Origin of the sequence: Streptomyces sp. NBC_01241, from assembly GCF_041435435.1 — a bacterium.
Classification (GTDB): domain Bacteria; phylum Actinomycetota; class Actinomycetes; order Streptomycetales; family Streptomycetaceae; genus Streptomyces.
In genome coordinates this window covers 2131529-2147586 of record NZ_CP108494.1, presented here as the reverse complement: position 1 = coordinate 2147586, position 16058 = coordinate 2131529, and the positions used below count along the sequence as shown (strand labels likewise).

17 protein-coding genes are annotated in these 16058 nt (G+C 72.5%); 11 read left to right on the top strand and 6 right to left on the bottom strand.

Annotated features, from left to right (window positions below; translation table 11 throughout):
• Positions 1 to 31: 31 nt before the first annotated feature.
• The 11 genes from hisI (at position 32) to lgt (ending at position 9047) form a co-directional block, all read left to right on the top strand.
• Complete coding sequence (gene hisI, locus OG306_RS09300; RefSeq protein WP_093894911.1) at positions 32 to 415, top strand: phosphoribosyl-AMP cyclohydrolase; 384 nt, start codon at positions 32 to 34, stop codon at positions 413 to 415.
• A gap of 11 nt (positions 416 to 426) precedes the next feature.
• Complete coding sequence (locus tag OG306_RS09295) at positions 427 to 1920, top strand: anthranilate synthase component I (protein WP_266745622.1); 1494 nt, start codon at positions 427 to 429, stop codon at positions 1918 to 1920.
• Between the two features lie 14 nt (positions 1921 to 1934).
• A complete protein-coding gene (locus tag OG306_RS09290) occupies positions 1935 to 2594 on the top strand; it encodes a TIGR02234 family membrane protein (protein ID WP_266906955.1) in 660 nt (219 codons plus the stop codon).
• 128 nt (positions 2595 to 2722) lie between these two features.
• Entirely contained in the window at positions 2723 to 2971 is a 249-nt protein-coding gene (locus tag OG306_RS09285) for an HGxxPAAW family protein (RefSeq protein ID WP_266745620.1), read from the top strand.
• An 80-nt stretch (positions 2972 to 3051) separates the two neighbouring features.
• Positions 3052 to 3648 carry a DUF2752 domain-containing protein gene (locus tag OG306_RS09280; protein WP_371665227.1) on the top strand — a complete coding sequence of 199 codons (597 nt, stop codon included), beginning with the start codon at positions 3052 to 3054 and terminating at the stop codon, positions 3646 to 3648.
• Positions 3649 to 3763: 115 nt separating this feature from the next.
• Positions 3764 to 4573 carry an indole-3-glycerol phosphate synthase TrpC gene (gene trpC, locus OG306_RS09275; RefSeq protein ID WP_266745619.1) on the top strand — a complete coding sequence of 270 codons (810 nt, stop codon included), beginning with the start codon at positions 3764 to 3766 and terminating at the stop codon, positions 4571 to 4573.
• A 47-nt stretch (positions 4574 to 4620) separates the two neighbouring features.
• Positions 4621 to 4800, top strand: a complete 180-nt coding sequence (gene trpM, locus OG306_RS09270; RefSeq protein WP_266752132.1) for a tryptophan biosynthesis modulator TrpM — start codon at positions 4621 to 4623, stop codon at positions 4798 to 4800.
• A 135-nt stretch (positions 4801 to 4935) separates the two neighbouring features.
• A complete protein-coding gene (gene trpB, locus OG306_RS09265) occupies positions 4936 to 6216 on the top strand; it encodes a tryptophan synthase subunit beta (RefSeq protein ID WP_266745618.1) in 1281 nt (426 codons plus the stop codon).
• A complete protein-coding gene (gene trpA / locus OG306_RS09260; protein ID WP_266745617.1) occupies positions 6213 to 7025 on the top strand; it encodes a tryptophan synthase subunit alpha in 813 nt (270 codons plus the stop codon). The genes trpB and trpA overlap by 4 nt, the downstream gene beginning before the upstream one ends.
• A 74-nt stretch (positions 7026 to 7099) precedes the next feature.
• On the top strand, positions 7100 to 7927 hold the full coding sequence (locus tag OG306_RS09255; protein WP_266745616.1) for a DsbA family protein: 828 nt from the start codon (positions 7100 to 7102) through the stop codon (positions 7925 to 7927).
• A 112-nt stretch (positions 7928 to 8039) separates the two neighbouring features.
• Positions 8040 to 9047 carry a prolipoprotein diacylglyceryl transferase gene (lgt, locus tag OG306_RS09250; protein WP_266906957.1) on the top strand — a complete coding sequence of 336 codons (1008 nt, stop codon included), beginning with the start codon at positions 8040 to 8042 and terminating at the stop codon, positions 9045 to 9047.
• A gap of 86 nt (positions 9048 to 9133) precedes the next feature.
• Here lgt and OG306_RS09245 read toward each other — a convergent pair whose 3' ends face one another.
• The 6 genes from OG306_RS09245 to OG306_RS09220 are packed head-to-tail and all read right to left on the bottom strand — an operon-like array spanning position 9134 to position 15931.
• Positions 9134 to 9949 carry an HpcH/HpaI aldolase/citrate lyase family protein gene (locus tag OG306_RS09245; protein WP_266745614.1) on the bottom strand — a complete coding sequence of 272 codons (816 nt, stop codon included), beginning with the start codon at positions 9947 to 9949 and terminating at the stop codon, positions 9134 to 9136.
• Positions 9946 to 11145, bottom strand: a complete 1200-nt coding sequence (locus OG306_RS09240; RefSeq protein ID WP_266745613.1) for a CaiB/BaiF CoA transferase family protein — start codon at positions 11143 to 11145, stop codon at positions 9946 to 9948. Before OG306_RS09240 ends, OG306_RS09245 begins: the two co-directional genes overlap by 4 nt.
• On the bottom strand, positions 11142 to 12026 hold the full coding sequence (locus tag OG306_RS09235) for a ribokinase (protein ID WP_266906959.1): 885 nt from the start codon (positions 12024 to 12026) through the stop codon (positions 11142 to 11144). The genes OG306_RS09240 and OG306_RS09235 overlap by 4 nt, the downstream gene beginning before the upstream one ends.
• A complete protein-coding gene (locus OG306_RS09230) occupies positions 12023 to 13393 on the bottom strand; it encodes an ADP-ribosylglycohydrolase family protein (RefSeq protein WP_266745611.1) in 1371 nt (456 codons plus the stop codon). The genes OG306_RS09235 and OG306_RS09230 overlap by 4 nt, the downstream gene beginning before the upstream one ends.
• A complete protein-coding gene (locus OG306_RS09225) occupies positions 13390 to 14577 on the bottom strand; it encodes an ADP-ribosylglycohydrolase family protein (RefSeq protein WP_266906961.1) in 1188 nt (395 codons plus the stop codon). The genes OG306_RS09230 and OG306_RS09225 overlap by 4 nt, the downstream gene beginning before the upstream one ends.
• Positions 14519 to 15931 (bottom strand): ADP-ribosylglycohydrolase family protein, encoded by a 1413-nt coding sequence (locus OG306_RS09220; protein WP_371666223.1) that lies wholly within the window; start codon positions 15929 to 15931, stop codon positions 14519 to 14521. Before OG306_RS09220 ends, OG306_RS09225 begins: the two co-directional genes overlap by 59 nt.
• Between the last annotated feature and the right edge of the window lie 127 nt (positions 15932 to 16058).

Below are 16058 nucleotides of genomic sequence, written 5' to 3'. Positions count from 1 at the left end.
ACCGCCCCCGAGCCCACGGCACAATGGGCGCATGACCAGCGCGCCCACGCCCAGCACCCCGCCGCCGTCCGGCAACCTCGACCCGGCCATCGCCGCCCGCCTCAAGCGCGGCGCCGACGGCCTCGTCCCGGCCATCGCCCAGCAGTACGACACCGGCGAAGTGCTGATGCTCGGCTGGATGGATGACGAGGCGCTGCACCGCACCCTCACTACCGGCCGCTGCACCTACTGGTCCCGCAGCCGCCAGGAGTACTGGGTCAAGGGCGACACCTCGGGCCACATCCAGCAGGTCAAGTCCGTCGCCCTCGACTGCGACGCCGATACCGTTCTCGTCAAGGTCGACCAGACGGGTGCCGCCTGCCACACAGGCGACCGCACCTGCTTCGACGCCGACGTCCTCCCGCTCGCGCAGTAGGGTCAGCCGCCATGGATCTTGAAACCTTCCGCAAACTGGCCGTCGACCGGCGCGTCATCCCCGTCAGCCGCCGCCTCCTCGCGGACGGCGACACCCCGGTCGGGCTCTACCGCAAACTCGCGGGCGAGCGCACCGGCACCTTCCTCCTCGAATCCGCCGAGAACGGCCGCACCTGGTCGCGCTACTCCTTCATCGGGGTACGCAGCGCCGCCACCCTCACCGCACGCGACGGGCAGGCCCACTGGCTGGGCACCCCGCCCGTCGGCGTCCCCGTCGAGGGTGACCCGCTGCGGGCCCTGCGCGCCACCATCGAGACCCTGCACACCCCGCACGACCTGGTCGTCGACGACGGACTGCCCCCGTTCACCGGCGGCATGGTCGGCTACCTGGGTTACGACGTCGTGCGCCGCCTGGAGAAGATCGGCGACAGCGTCGAGGACGACCTCCACCTCCCCGAGCTGACGATGCTGCTCACCTCGGACCTGGCCGTGCTCGACCACTGGGACGGCAGCGTCCTGCTGATCGCCAACGCGATCAACCACAACGACCTCGCGACCGGCGTCGACGAGGCGTACGCGGACGCCGTCGCCCGGCTCGACGCCATGGAGCAGGACCTCTCCCGCCCGGTCGAGAACGCCCCCGCCACCCTCCCGCCGTCCGAGCTCCCCCCGTACACCGCGCTGTGGGGCGGTAAGGCGTACCAGGACGCCGTCGAGGACGTGAAGGAACGCATCAGGGCCGGCGAGGCCTTCCAGGTCGTCCCCTCCCAGCGCTTCGAAACCCCGTGTACGGCAAGCGCGTTGGACGTCTACCGGGTGCTGCGCGCCACCAACCCGTCGCCGTACATGTACCTCTTCCGCTTCGACGGCTTCGACGTCGCCGGCTCCAGCCCGGAAGCCCTCGTCAAGGTCGAGGACGGCCGCGCCATGGTCCACCCGATCGCCGGGACCAGGCACCGCGGCGCCACCCCGCAGGAGGACCAGGCCCTCGCCGAGGAACTCCTCGCCGACCCCAAGGAGCGGGCCGAGCACCTGATGCTCGTCGACCTCGGCCGCAACGACCTGGGGCGGGTCTGCGAACCCGGCACCGTCGAGGTCGTCGACTTCATGTCGATCGAGCGGTACTCGCACGTCATGCACATCGTCTCCACCGTCACCGGCCGCGTCGCCGAGGGCCGCACCGCCTTCGACGTCCTCACCGCGTGCTTCCCCGCGGGCACCCTCTCCGGCGCCCCCAAGCCCCGCGCGATGCAGATCATCGAGGAGCTCGAACCGACCCGCCGCGGACTGTACGGAGGCTGCGTCGGCTACCTCGACTTCGCCGGGGACTCCGACACCGCCATCGCCATCCGTACCGCCCTGCTCCGTGACGGCACGGCGTACGTCCAGGCCGGAGCGGGTGTCGTCGCCGACTCCGATCCGGTGGCCGAGGACACCGAGTGCCGCAACAAGGCCGCGGCCGTGCTCCGGGCGGTGCATACGGCCAACCGGCTCCACGGCGTCTGAGGCGGTAAGGGATAGTGGGGTACGTGAGTGCTGTCCCCGTACCCCAGCCCCGTGCCCGAGCGGCCACCGCGCCCGACGCGACGGGAAGCCGCCGCAGCCTGGCCGCCGGCCTGCTCCTCGGGGCGGCCGGCGCCACCGTTGTCCTCCTCGCCTCCGGCCAGACGTGGGCCGAGGGCCGGGCCGCCGTCGGTGGCGGCTCCCTGCCGCTGACCGCCGACGGCCAGGACGTCACCGGCCTCCCGGCGGCCCTCGCCATAGTCGGCCTGGCCGCCCTCGTCGCCGTGTTCGCCGTCCGCAGCGGCGGGCGGCTGATCGTCGCCGGGCTCCTCGCCCTCAGCGGCCTCGGTGCCGGAGTGAGCGCCTACCTCGGCGCCTCCGACAGCACGGCGCTCGACGAGAAGGCCGCCCAGACCACCGGTGACGCCTCGGCGACCATCGACGCCCTCAGCCACACCGGGTGGCCCTACGTCACCGGGGCCGGCGGCCTGCTGATCCTCCTCGCCGGGCTGCTCGCCCTGCGGTACGGGAAGCTCTGGCCCACCATGTCGGGACGGTACGAACGGGACGGCACCCCCCGTCCCCGCAAGGCCGCCCGCACCGCCCCGGACCCGGACCGGCCGGAGGACCTGTGGAAGGCCCTGGACCGCGGCGAGGACCCGACGCGCGAGGCATGACCCCCCAGCTCACGTCCTTTCCGCACGTACGGGACAATGAAGCCGAGCTTTCTGCACAGCGGCACCAACAGCGGCACCAGCTTTGCGTACAGCGATACCAACAGCGCATCACCAACAAGGAGCAACTCATGGCGGGCAGCAGCCACGGACACACCCCGGCCGCCTGGACCGGTGTCATCATCTCCTTCTTCGGCTTCTGCGCCGCGGGCGTCTTCGTGGTCGCGGCCAACCCGATCGGCTTCTGGGCGAGCATGGCCGTCATCCTCCTCGGCGGAGTCGTCGGCCTCGCGATGAAGGCCGCGGGCCTCGGCATGCCGAAGGAGTCGGCGGAGCTGGCCGCGGCCAGGGCGCAGGCCGGGCAGGCCCAGATCTCCTGACACACGCAGCACACGTACGAATCGCGAGGCGCAGCCCGGCCCGGGCTGCGCCTTTCCGCATCAGCGGGGACAATCACCGGGTGGACGCAACGCCTACTCCAGCCGCCGCACCCCGGACGCCGGGCTCCCTGCCCGCCCCGGGCCACCAGCCGCCGCCACCGATGCCCGGCCAGCCACCGACGCCCGGCCACCCGCAGACGGAACCACCCTCCGGACAGCAGCAACCACCGACGCCGGGTCACCCGTACCCGCCGGTCTTCCCGCCGGCCCCCGTCCCCGCCTCACGCGTGCGGCGGCTCGCCACCCCGGTGGGAGTGATGGCCGTCGTCATCGGCGCCTTCGGCTACGTCGGCGCCGTCGACCCCAATGAGCCGGGCCACTACCCGGTCTGCCCGCTGCTCCGGTTCACCGGCCTGTACTGCCCGGGCTGCGGCGGGCTGCGCAGCGCGCACGCCGTCGCGCACGGCGATGTCGCCGCCGCCCTCGGCTCGAACGCGCTCGCCGTCGTCGGCTACGGGATCTTCGCCGTCCTCTGGGTGGTCTGGATGTCCAGCGCCGCCCGGGGACGGCCCATGAGCATCACCGCGAAACCCGTCGTCTGGTGGGGGATCGGGGCGCTGCTGCTGACCTTCTCGGTCGTCCGAAACCTGCCGTTCGGCTCGGCGCTGGCGCCTTGAATGCCCAGGTACTGGGATATTCGCCCACCGGATTCGAGGCCTCCGGCCTCCTGCGGATAGCATTGACATGGCTGATCCTGTTCCCTCATCACCGTCCCGGAAGGGGGCCGCTCGCGTGAGTGTGCTCGACGAGATCATCGACGGCGTACGCGCCGACCTCGCAGAGCGGCAGGCGCGTGTAAGCCTCGACGAGCTGAAGGAACGCGCTGCGCGCGCTCCGGCGGCCAAGGACGGAGTCGCCGCACTGCGCGGCGAGGGTGTGACCGTCATCTGCGAGGTCAAGCGCTCAAGCCCCTCCAAGGGGGCCCTTGCCGCGATCGCCGACCCGGCCGCGCTCGCGGCGGACTACGAGGCGGGCGGCGCGTCCGTCATCTCGGTCCTCACCGAGGAGCGCCGCTTCGGCGGTTCGCTCGCCGACCTGGAGGCCGTCCGCGCCAAGGTCGACATCCCGATCCTGCGCAAGGACTTCATCGTCACCTCGTACCAGCTCTGGGAGGCCCGCGCCTACGGCGCCGACCTCGCCCTGCTGATCGTCGCCGCCCTCGACCAGCAGGCCCTGGTCTCCCTGATCGAGCGCGCCGAGTCCATCGGCCTGACGCCGCTGGTCGAGGCGCACGACGAGGAGGAGGCGGAGCGCGCCGTGGACGCCGGGGCGAAGATCATCGGTGTCAACGCGCGCAACCTGAAGGACCTCAAGGTCGATCGCTCCACCTTCGAGCGCGTCGCCCCCGAGATCCCGGACCACATCGTCAAGGTCGCCGAGTCCGGCGTCCGCGGTCCGCACGACCTGATCGCGTACGCCAACGCGGGTGCTGACGCGGTGCTCGTGGGCGAATCCCTGGTCACCGGCCGCGACCCGCGGACCGCCGTCGCCGACCTGGTCGCCGCCGGCGCCCACCCGGCACTCCGGCACGGACGGAGCTGACCGCAACCGTGTCCGCCCACCGTCCCGCGTCCCGTGTCCGGCCGGGCCTGCGCCCCGCCGGCACGACGGCCGCCCGGGATCCGCACGCGCCGCTGGCGCGCGGCTGCCGCCCCCGCGGCTGCCGCGCCCCGGCCCGGCGCGTGCACGGCAGGCGCGTGCGTTACGTGATCGGCGACGAGCCCGGCCAGGTCAACGGCATGCGATGGCGCACGGGGTCCGCGCTGTAGCGAGCCCCGGCCGACGTACCCGCACCACTCCTGCCGTACGTACGACCGCACCGCCCGACCACCCCGGTCGCGGCGGCGCTCCGCTCACGGCGCATACGGTGAACCCACCCATTGCAATGTCGAGGAGCACGTCGGATGTCATCTGACTTCTTCATTCCGGACCCGGAGGGTCTGATCCCCAGCGCCGAGGGGTACTTCGGTGCGTTCGGCGGCAAGTTCATCCCGGAGGCGCTCGTCGCCGCCGTGGACGAGGTCGCCGTCGAGTACGACAAGGCCAAGGCCGACCCCGCCTTCGCCGCCGAGCTCAACGAGCTCATGGTCAACTACACCGGCCGCCCCAGCGCGCTGACCGAGGTCCCGCGCTTCGCCGAACACGCGGGCGGCGCCCGGATCTTCCTCAAGCGCGAGGACCTGAACCACACCGGCTCACACAAGATCAACAACGTGCTGGGTCAGGCGCTGCTCACCCGGCGCATGGGCAAGACCCGGGTCATCGCCGAGACCGGCGCCGGCCAGCACGGCGTCGCCACCGCCACCGCCTGCGCGCTCTTCGGCCTCGAATGCACCATCTACATGGGCGAGATCGACACCGAGCGGCAGGCGCTGAACGTGGCTCGGATGCGGATGCTCGGCGCCGAGGTCATCGCCGTGAAGTCCGGCTCCAGGACCCTGAAGGACGCCATCAACGAGGCGTTCCGCGACTGGGTCGCCAATGTGGACCACACGCACTACCTCTTCGGCACCGTCGCGGGACCGCACCCCTTCCCCGCCATGGTCCGCGACTTCCACCGCGTCATCGGCGTCGAGGCCCGCCGCCAGATCCTGGAGCGGACCGGCCGGCTGCCGGACGCCGCCATCGCCTGCGTCGGCGGCGGCTCCAACGCCATCGGGCTCTTCCACGCCTTCATCCCGGACGCCCGCGTCCGGCTGATCGGCTGCGAGCCCGCCGGACACGGAGTGGAGACCGGTGAGCACGCGGCGACCCTGACCGCGGGTGAGCCCGGCATCCTGCACGGCTCGCGGAGCTACGTCCTCCAGGACGACGAGGGCCAGATCACCGAGCCGTACTCCATCTCGGCCGGTCTCGACTACCCGGGCATCGGCCCGGAGCACGCGTACCTCAAGGACATCGGCCGCGGCGAGTACCGCGCGGTCACCGACGACGCCGCCATGCAGTCGCTGCTCCTCCTCTCCCGCACCGAAGGGATCATTCCGGCCATCGAGAGCGCCCACGCGCTGGCCGGAGCCCTGGAAGTCGGCAAGGAGCTCGGCAAGGACGGACTGCTCGTGGTCAATCTGTCCGGCCGCGGCGACAAGGACATGGACACGGCGGCCCGCTACTTCGGGCTGTACGGCGGGACCGACGGAACCGTCGAGGCCGATGTGGCCGACGGGGAAGAGGAGATCACCAAGTGAGCGGCAACGTGGAGTTGTTGAGCTCCTCCCTCGCGACGGCGAAGGCGGAGAACAGGGCCGCGCTCATCGCGTACCTCCCGGCCGGCTTCCCGACCGTCGACGGTGCGATCGCCGCCGTGAAGGCGGTCGTGGCGGGCGGTGCGGACATCGTCGAGGTGGGGCTGCCGCACAGCGACCCGGTGCTCGACGGTCCGGTCATCCAGACCGCCGACGACATCGCCCTGCGCGGCGGCGTGAAGATCGCCGACGTGATGCGTACGGTCCGCGAGGCGTACGAGGCGACCGGGGTCCCGATCCTCGTCATGACGTACTGGAACCCGATCGACCGGTACGGCGTCGAGCGCTTCACGGCCGAGCTCGCCGAGGCGGGCGGCGCCGGGTGCATCCTGCCCGACCTGCCGGTCCAGGAGTCCGAGCTGTGGCGCGAGCACGCCGACAAGCACGGGCTCGCTACCGTCTTCGTCGTCGCGCCGAGCAGTAAGGACGAGCGCCTCGCCACCATCACCGCGGCCGGCTCCGGCTTCGTCTACGCGGCTTCGCTGATGGGTGTCACCGGCACCCGCGAGTCCGTCGGCGAGCAGGCCCAGGACCTGGTCGCGCGCACCCGCGCCACCACGTCCCTCCCGGTCTGCGTCGGCCTCGGCGTCTCCAACGCCCGACAGGCCGCCGAGGTCGCGGGCTTCGCCGACGGGGTGATCGTCGGCTCCGCCTTCGTCAAGGGCATGCTCGACGCCCCCGACGAGGAGGCGGGTCTGGCCGCGGTCCGCTCCCTGGCGGGCGAACTCGCCGAAGGCGTTCGAAAGCGCTGAATCGGGCGTAACCCGAACGGGTGGACCTGGACCGGGGAGGCACGCACGTGCCTCCCCGGTTCGTTGCTGCGGGTGTGAGCGAGAAGAACGAACAGGAAAAAAGGGCCGCGCGAGACCGGCTCGTCCGGCAGCGAGAGCGCGAGAAGGTGCATGAGCGCCGCAGGCGCACGCTGATCGTCAGCAGCGCCGTGGTGGGCGTGCTGGCGCTGGCCACGGTCGTCGGCGTGATCGCCGCGAACACGAGCGGCAAGGGCAGCAAGGGCACGACGGCGGGGCCCGTCGTCGCGCCGTCCGGCGCGACCGGCAAGGACAGCCTGGCCATCCGGGTCGGCGCGGACAATGCCCCGTCCACGCTCACCATCTGGGAGGACTTCCGCTGTCCGGTCTGCGCCCAGTTCGAGAACGCGTTCCGGGACACCGTCCACCAGTTGGAGACCAGTGGACAGGTCAAGGTCGAGTACCACCTCGCCACGCTCATCGACGGCAATCTGGGCGGCAGCGGCTCGCTGCGGGCGGCCAACGCGGCGGCCTGTGCACAGGACGTCGGCAAATTCTCCGCGTATCACGACGTCCTCTACCGCAATCAGCCGCCGGAGACCGACGACGCCTTCGGTGACAACGCCAAGCTGATCGAGCTCTCCGGGAAGGTCCCGGGGCTCGACACCCCCGCCTTCCGCAGCTGTGTGGAGGACGGCAAGCACGACAGCTGGGTCCAGAAGTCCAACACGGCCTTCCGGAACGGCGGATTCCAGGGCACGCCGACCGCGCTGCTCAACGGAGAGCCGATCTTCCCGAAGAAGGGGAACGAACCGATCACCTCGGCGAACCTGAAGAAGTGGGTCGCCGAGGCCAACAAGGGCAAGAAGCCGGGCACGGTCACCCCGGCTCCGTCGGGCTCCTGACCGGTGTCCGGCACGAGGAAACGCCGGGGGGTACGGTTGACCTGCCCGTTACCCAGACGTTGCCGGGTGGGTTGCCGTATGCCCCGCTCGGCAAGGTAGCGTCGACCCTGCCATGGACCTTGCCTACATTCCCAGCCCGTCGACCGGCGTGATCGATCTCGGCCCGATCCCGCTCCGCGGCTACGCGTTCTGCATCATCATCGGTGTCTTCGTCGCCGTCTGGTTCGGCAACAAGCGCTGGATCGCCAGAGGCGGCAGAGCCGGCACCGTCGCCGACATCGCCGTCTGGGCCGTGCCCTTCGGTCTTGTCGGCGGCCGGCTCTACCACGTCATCACCGACTACCAGCTGTACTTCAGCGACGGTCAGGACTGGGTCGACGCCTTCAAGATCTGGCAGGGCGGCCTCGGCATCTGGGGCGCGATCGCCCTCGGCGCCGTCGGTGCCTGGATCGGCTGCCGCCGGCGCGGGATCCCGCTGCCGGCCTGGGCCGACGCGCTCGCCCCGGGGATCGCCCTGGCCCAGGCCTGCGGCCGCTGGGGCAACTGGTTCAACCAGGAGCTGTACGGCAAGCCGACCGATGTGCCGTGGGCGCTGAAGATCAGCGAGGGCCCCAACCGGGTCGCCGGCACGTACCACCCGACGTTCCTGTACGAGTCGTTGTGGTGCGTCGGTGTCGCCGTGCTGGTGATCTGGGCGGACCGCCGCTTCAGGCTCGGACACGGCCGGGCGTTCGCGCTGTACGTCGCCTCGTACTGCGCGGGACGGGCCTGGATCGAGTACATGCGGGTCGACGAGGCCCACCACATCCTGGGCGTACGCCTCAATGTGTGGACCGCAGGGATCGTGTTCGTGCTGGCGGTGCTGTACATGGTGGTCTCGGCGAAGGTACGGCCGGGACGCGAGGAGATCGTGGAACCGGACGCGGTGGTCGCCGAAGGCGCCGAGGACGCGGGTGACGCCGAAGGCGTCGATGCCGTGAAGGACCGCGACGCGAAGGACGGCGACGCGAAGGACCGCGACGCGAAGGACCGCGATGCGGAGGACGGCGACGCGGACGGTACCGCGAAGGCGACGGAGAAGAACGGCGCCGCGGCCGCGGAGGCGGCGAAGAACGGCTGAGCCGTCGTGCTTGTACGCGTTACGTGTGTGGGGCCCCAACCATCCGGTTCGGGCCCCACACCCGTATAACGCACCGGCCCTCCCCGTCACCCCTCCCGCGTGGCCAGCGCAAGCGTGCGACGGGCCGAGGCCACTACCGCCGCGTCGACGAACCGGCCGTCCGGGAGGGCCAGCGCGCCCTCGTCCGTCGCGGCAGCCGTCACGATCTCCGACGCCGCCTCGACCTCCTGAGCCGTGGGGCGGAACGCCCGCTCGATGACCGGGAGCTGGCGGGGATGGATCGCCGCCCGCCCCAGGAAGCCCAGTGCCCGGCCGCGCACGCAGGACGCCGCCAGACCGTCCAGGTCCCGTACGTCCGGGAACACCGACTGGGTGGGCGGCGCCAGTCCGGCCGCACGGGCGGCGACCACGACCCGGCTGCGGGACCAGTCGAGCCCGGCGTCGTCCCGCACCCCCAGATCGGCCCGGAGGTCCGCCTCGCCCAGGGCGATGGAGCGCACCTGGGGATGGGAGGCGGCGACCGTGTACGCGTGCTCGATGCCGAGCGCCGATTCCAGCAGCGGACAGAGCGCGACCCCCGGTGCCACGGCCGCGATGTGATGGACGGTCGCCGCGTGTGTGATCTTGGGCAGCCGGAGTTCGGCGAGGCCCGGAAGTCCGGCCAGGGCGAGAATGTCCGCCTCGGTGTGGACCCGGACGTGGACCGGCACGGCCGTGTCCTCGGCGGGCTCGGACAGGAGCTCGGCGGTGGCCGACCGCGCGTACTCCTTGCGGTCCGGCGCGACCGCGTCCTCCAGATCGACGATCACCACGTCCGCGCCCGCGTCGCGCGCCTTGCGCACCACCTCCGGCCGGTCGCCGGGGACGTACAGCAAAGTGAGGGGGACCGCCGCCGCCGTCACAGCACGTGCTCCGCCCGCAGCGCGGCGATCTGCGGAGCCGACAGGCCCAGACCGGTGAGGATCTCGTCGGTGTCCGCGCCGTGCGGCCGGCCCGCCCAGCGGATCGCGCCCGGCGTCCCGGACAGACGGAACAGGACGTTCTGCATCCGCAGCGGCCCCAGCTCCGGGTCGTCGACCTCGGTGATCGAGCCGAGGGCCCGGTACTGCGGGTCCTCCATCACGTCCTGGATGTCGTGGATCGGCGCGATCGCCGCCTCCGCCTTCTCGAACGCGGAGACCGCCTCCTCACGGGTGTGCCGGGCGATCCAGCCGCCGACCGCCTCGTCGAGCTCGTCGGCGTGCTCGGCGCGGGTGGTGCCCGAGCCGAACCAGGGTTCGTCGATCAGTCCGGGCCGGCCGACCAGACGCATCACCCGCTCGGCGATCGACTGCGCGGAGGTGGAGACCGCGACCCAGTGCCCGTCCGAGGTGCGGTACGTGTTGCGCGGCGCGTTGTTGCCGGAGCGGTTGCCGGTGCGCGGCTGTACGTAGCCGAGCTGGTCGTACCAGACGGGCTGCGGCCCCAGCACGGTCAGGATCGGCTCGATGATCGCCATGTCGACGATCTGCCCCTCCCCGGTCCGGTCGCGTCCGGCGAGCGCGGTCATCACGGCGTACGCGGTGGCCAGCGCCGCGATCGAGTCGGCGAGTCCGAACGGCGGGAGCGTGGGCGGCCCGTCCGGCTCCCCGGTGATCGCGGCGAATCCGCTCATCGCCTCGGCCAGGGTGCCGAAGCCGGGGCGGTGCGCGTACGGGCCGAACTGGCCGAAGCCGGTGACCCTGGCCAGCACCAGCCGCGGGTTGACGGCGTGCAGTTCCTGCCAGCCGAGGCCCCAGCGCTCCAGCGTCCCGGGCCGGAAGTTCTCGATGATCACATCGGTTCCGGCGGCCAGCCGGAGCAGGATGTCGCGTCCGCCGGGGCTGGACAGGTCGAGGGTCAGATTGCGCTTGTTGCGGCCGAGCAGCTTCCACCACAGGCCGACGCCGTCCTTGGTCGGGCCGTGCCCGCGCGACGGATCGGGCCTGCGTGGATGTTCGACCTTGATCACCTCGGCGCCGAAGTCGCCGAGCATGGTGGCGGAGAGCGGGCCGGCGAAGAGCGTGGCGAGGTCGATGACCCGCAGTCCGGTCAGGGGTGCCTGCGCGGGCGCGTTCATGCGGCGTCGATCTCGCTGCGGTACGGCATGGAGGTCGAGGCGCCCGGCCGCTGCACGCAGAGCGCGGCGGCGGACGACGCCCAGGCCAGTGACTCGGGTACGGGCCGTCGCTCGCCGAGCGCCACGGCCAGCGTGCCGACGAAGGTGTCCCCGGCCCCGGTGGTGTCGACGGCGGTGACCTCGGGCGCGGGGAAGAGCACGGGTTCGCCGCCCCGGGCCGCGTACAGGCAGCCCTTGGAGCCGAGTGTGATGACGACCGCCGGGACCTGGCCGAGCAGGATCTGCGCCGCCGCGCGGGGGTCCGCGGAGCCGGAGAGCGCGGCTGCCTCGTGCTCGTTGGGGATCAGCACATCGACACAGTCGAAGAGTTCGGACGGCAGGGACTGTACGGGGGACGGGGTGAGGATGGTCCGTACGCCCTGGGCGTGGGCGACTCGCGCGCCCTCCAGCACGGCGGACAGTGGCAGCTCCAGCTGGAGGAGCAGCAGATCGGCTCCGGCGATGGCGGCCATTTCGCCGGGGCCGAGGCCGGTGACGGTGCCGTTGGCGCCGGGGATCACCACGACGGATTTGGCGCCCGTGTCGTCGACGACGATGTGCGCGGTGCCACTGGGGCCCTCGGCCGTGTGCAGCAGACCGGTGTGAACGCCGGCGTGCTCCAGGCTGGACCGCAGCAGGGTGCCGTACGCGTCGTCGCCGACCGCGCCGATCATCGTCACATCGGCGCCCGCGCGTGCGGCGGCGACTGCCTGGTTGGCGCCCTTGCCGCCGGGGACGGTGCGCAGCTCCCGTCCGGTGACGGTCTCGCCACGCTCCGGTGCTCGTGCGACGTAGGCGACGAGGTCCATATGGGTGCTGCCGAGCACCGCGATGGCGGTCATGGGCGGAGTGCCTCCTTGTGGATGAGCCGGTGGGTCTGTTCGGCGAGTGCGTCGAAGCCGATGGAGTCGAAACCGGGGACGGACGTGGCGAGGCGGTTCTTCAGCGGGGTGGTCCAGCGGTCGGGCAGCGCGTCCGGGCTCCCGGCCAGCAGACCGGCGAGCGAACCGGCGGTCGCACCGTTGGAGTCGGTGTCCCAGCCGCCCGACACCGCACGGCAGATGGAGTCGGAGAAGTCACCGTCGGCGTGGGTGAGGGCGGCAGCGAGCAGCGCGGCGTTGGGCAGCACATGGACCCAGTGGTGGCCGCCGTACTCGGCGTGCAGCCGGTCGACGGCCGCGTCGAAACCGTCACCACGGGCCGCCCCGACGCCGAAACGCACCGCGTGCGCGAACCGGGAACGCGGCGGTACGACACGCAGCCCGGCGGCCAGACAGCCGTGCACGTCACTTCCGCCGCCGGCCGCCTCGGCGAGCATCGCGGCGGTGAACATCGCCCCGTACACCCCGTTGGCGGTATGGGTGAGGACGGCGTCCCGATGCGCCTGTTCCGCCGCGGCCGACGGGTCGCCCGGATGCGTCCAGCCGTGCACGTCCGCCCGGATCTGCGCGCCGATCCACTCCCGGAACGGGTTGCGGTACCTGGCGGTGTGCGGGGGCTCGATGCCGTCGAGCAGATTGCGGTACGCGACCCGTTCGGCGGTGAACGTCCGGCCGGCCGGGAGTTCGTCGAGCCAGAGCCGGGCGAGGTCGCAGGTGGTGAAGGACGGTCCGTACCGCTGGAGCAACAGCACGGTCAGCAGCGGGTGGTTGAGGTCGTCGTCCTCGGGCATGCCGTCGATGTTCTCGGCCAGGGAGGTGGGCGCGGAGCGGCGGTTCCAGGGGTAGGTGGCGGTCAGTTCGGCGGGCAGCCCCCTGGCCGTGAACCAGGTGGTCAACGGCCAGTTGCCGGTGGCGCGGGCCAGTGCGCGGATGCCGGCGAGCGGCAGCTTCTCGACGGGTTTGCCGAGCAGACAGCCGGCGGCCCGGCCCAGCCAGGCGGCGTGCAGCCGGTCCTGACTCACCGACGGCGGTTGCGTACGCGGGGCGGGCCAGTCAGGGCAGGCGGCCCGGATGGCGGCCAGCTCCGTCGGCTCGTCCCGGTCCAACGGCGATTCCAGCAGGGCGAGTTCGTCCAGCAGCCGCTCCGCGAGCGCGCGCAGCTCCGGTGCCGGAGCAGTCGACGCCCCCGCGCGCTCCGGGGCGGGGGCGCCGCCTGCCTCGTACCACCGGCGTGCGACGGCCCGTGCGTCCCGTCCGTCCTCGGCCGCCTGGCGCAGCTCGTGGCCGACCAGATCCTCGGGCTGCACCCACGTCACCCGTACCGTCATGACGTGCCCGCCAGCGCGGCGAACGCCGACTCGTGTGCGCGGCGCCGGGCCGTGTCCCGTACGAACACCTGGCGGGCGACGTCCGCCAGGATCCGCGCCGGGGCGTGCAGATCGAGCCGGCTGGCCTCGGCGACCGTTTTCACCCAGGTGGCGGGGATCGCCCGCTCGCCGTGGAGCGCGCCCGCGAGGGCGCCGCTCATCGTGGCGATCGAGTCGCAGTCCCGGCCGTAGTTGACCGAGCCGAGCACCGTGTGCCGGTAGTCGCCGTCCGTGACGAGCAGCATGCCGAGCGCGATCGGGAGTTCCTCGATGGAGTGCAGCCGCGACGGCCGGCGGGCGCCGAGCGAGGGGGAGCGGTAATCGGGACCGACGGTGTCGAAGGGGGCGACGGCGGTACGCAGTGGGTCCAGCGCCGACTCGAAGTCGCCGTACCGGCACGCCACTTCGCACACCGCCTCGATGGCGGACCGGGTGCCGTCCTTGGCGAGCGAGAGACAGGTGTCGACGACGGCGGCGGGCGTCGCACCCGGGGCGCAGGCCGCGGCGACGGCCGCCGCGAAGACTCCGGCGGCCTCCCTGCCGTACGAGGACTGGTGGGCCCCGGCGACATCCAGCGCCTCGGCGTACGCGGCCTGCGGGTGTGCGGCGTTGACCAGACCGACCGGCGCCATGTACATCGCCGCACCGCAGTTGACGATGTTTCCGGAGCCGGCCTCGCGCGGATCGACATGGCCGTAGTGCAGCCGTGCGACGATCCACTTCTCGGCGAGGAAGATCCGCTGGAGCGGCAGCGCGTCCGCCTCCAGCTCCGGGATCCAGCGGGGCGTGGAGATCAGTTCGGGCACCAGATGGTCGGCGACCGCGTACGCGTCGAGGTGGTCGCGCACCGCCCCGTACACCCGTACCAGTGCATGGGTCATCAAGGTGTCGTCGGTGATGTGTCCGTCGCCCTTGTGGTAGGGGGCGATGGGGCGGGCCGTACGCCAGTCGTCGCCGTCCCACGGGCCGACGATGCCGCTGATCCGCCCGCCGTGACGGGCCGTGATCTGCTCGGGGGACCGGCCCTCGACCGGACCGCCGAGCGCGTCGCCGACCGCCGCGCCGACGAGCGCTCCCGTGATCCGTTCATCGAGTGTGAGTGCCGTGGTCCTCGCATCGGACCGCGTGGGCATGGTGGATGTCATGTCCGAATTGTCCACCCATGGGCTTTGGTTCCGTGTCTGCCAGCAGCCCGGCGAGTTCGATGAGATCGGTCCCCGCGAGGCGGGGCAGCGCACAGCCGGCCAGGGTGCGGCAGGCCTCGCGCCAGCCGTTCGGAACGGCGCCGATGCCGCCGAGCGCACCGGTCAGCGCACCGGCCAGGGCGGGCGCCGAGTCGGCCACCCGGGACAGGCACGCCGCCGCGGGAACGGCCTGGGCGATCTGCCCGCGCGCCGCCGTGGCCAGGGCGAGGGCGACCGGGACGGTCTCGGCGGCGGCGATCCCGTAGCTGTAGACGTGGTCGACGATCTGATGCTCCAGCACCGGTACGAGGGCGAACGCACCCGCTGCCTCGCCGACGAAGTCACGGGCGATCCGGACGGCGTGGGCGGCATTGCGGGCGATCTCCGTGCCGTCGGGGAGCTGGGCGAGCGCGGCGTTCACCGAGGTGTCCACGTCCGCGCCGCCCAGCGCCTCGGCGATCGCGGCGGCCATCGCCCGCGCGCCGTGCACACCGTCGCCGTCCTGCGTGTAGCGGGCGTCGAACTCGGCGAGGTCGGCGGCGGCGGCGGGGTCGGCGGGGTGGACGACGGCGAGCACGGCGGCCCGTACGCAGGCCGCGTCGTCGAAGTAGTGCGGGTTGTCGTGGCCGGTGGCGGGCGGGCGCAACCCGGCGGCGAGATTGCCGAGCCCGGCCCGCACCGAGATCCGGGCGCGGAGCGGGAGCACCGCGGACTCGACCTCGGGGGCCCGGGCGGCAGCCGCGGCGACCTCGGCCGCCAGCGCGTTCCAGGCGACGTCGATGGCGGCCCGCATCCGGCGTTCCGAGGACAGCCCGTGCAGCGGACCGGCCGCCGAGGTGAGCACGGTCCCGGCGGCGAACGCCGCCCATTCGGCGTCGTCGGAGGGCCCGAGCCGCAGCGGTTCGGGCGGCTGGTTGAGCGCGATGGGGACGGGCAGCGTGGTGGTGGCGTTCTGCTCGGCGAAGGTGTCGAGCTCCCGGGTGAGACGCCGGGTCCACTCGGGCATCCGGGTGGCCCGGTGCCGCGCGGCCGGCCATCCGGCGGCGTCGCCGGCGGCGAGCCCGAGCAACAGCCCCTCGATCCGTGCCCGGTGCCCGGGCGCCGGACGGGTCCGGAGACGGGCGGCGGGGGAGACGGGGGAGACGGGCGGGCGAGGGGCGCTTCCCGGGTCGGGGCCCGGGACCGCGTCTGTACGGTCCGGGTCCGGGACCGTGTCTGTACGGTCCGGGTCCGGGACCGTGTCTGTACGGTCCGGGCCCGGGACCGCGTCCGTACGGTCCGGGCCCGGGACCGCGTCCGTACGGTCCGGGATCATGTCCGTACCCCGGGGGCTGCGGTCCGGATCCTCGTCGTCGGAGACGGGCGGGGCGCCGGGCGACACGTACGCGGAGGTGGTGTCGCGTGTCAGGGCGCCGTCCGGCGTACCGGCTTCGCCCCCTGCG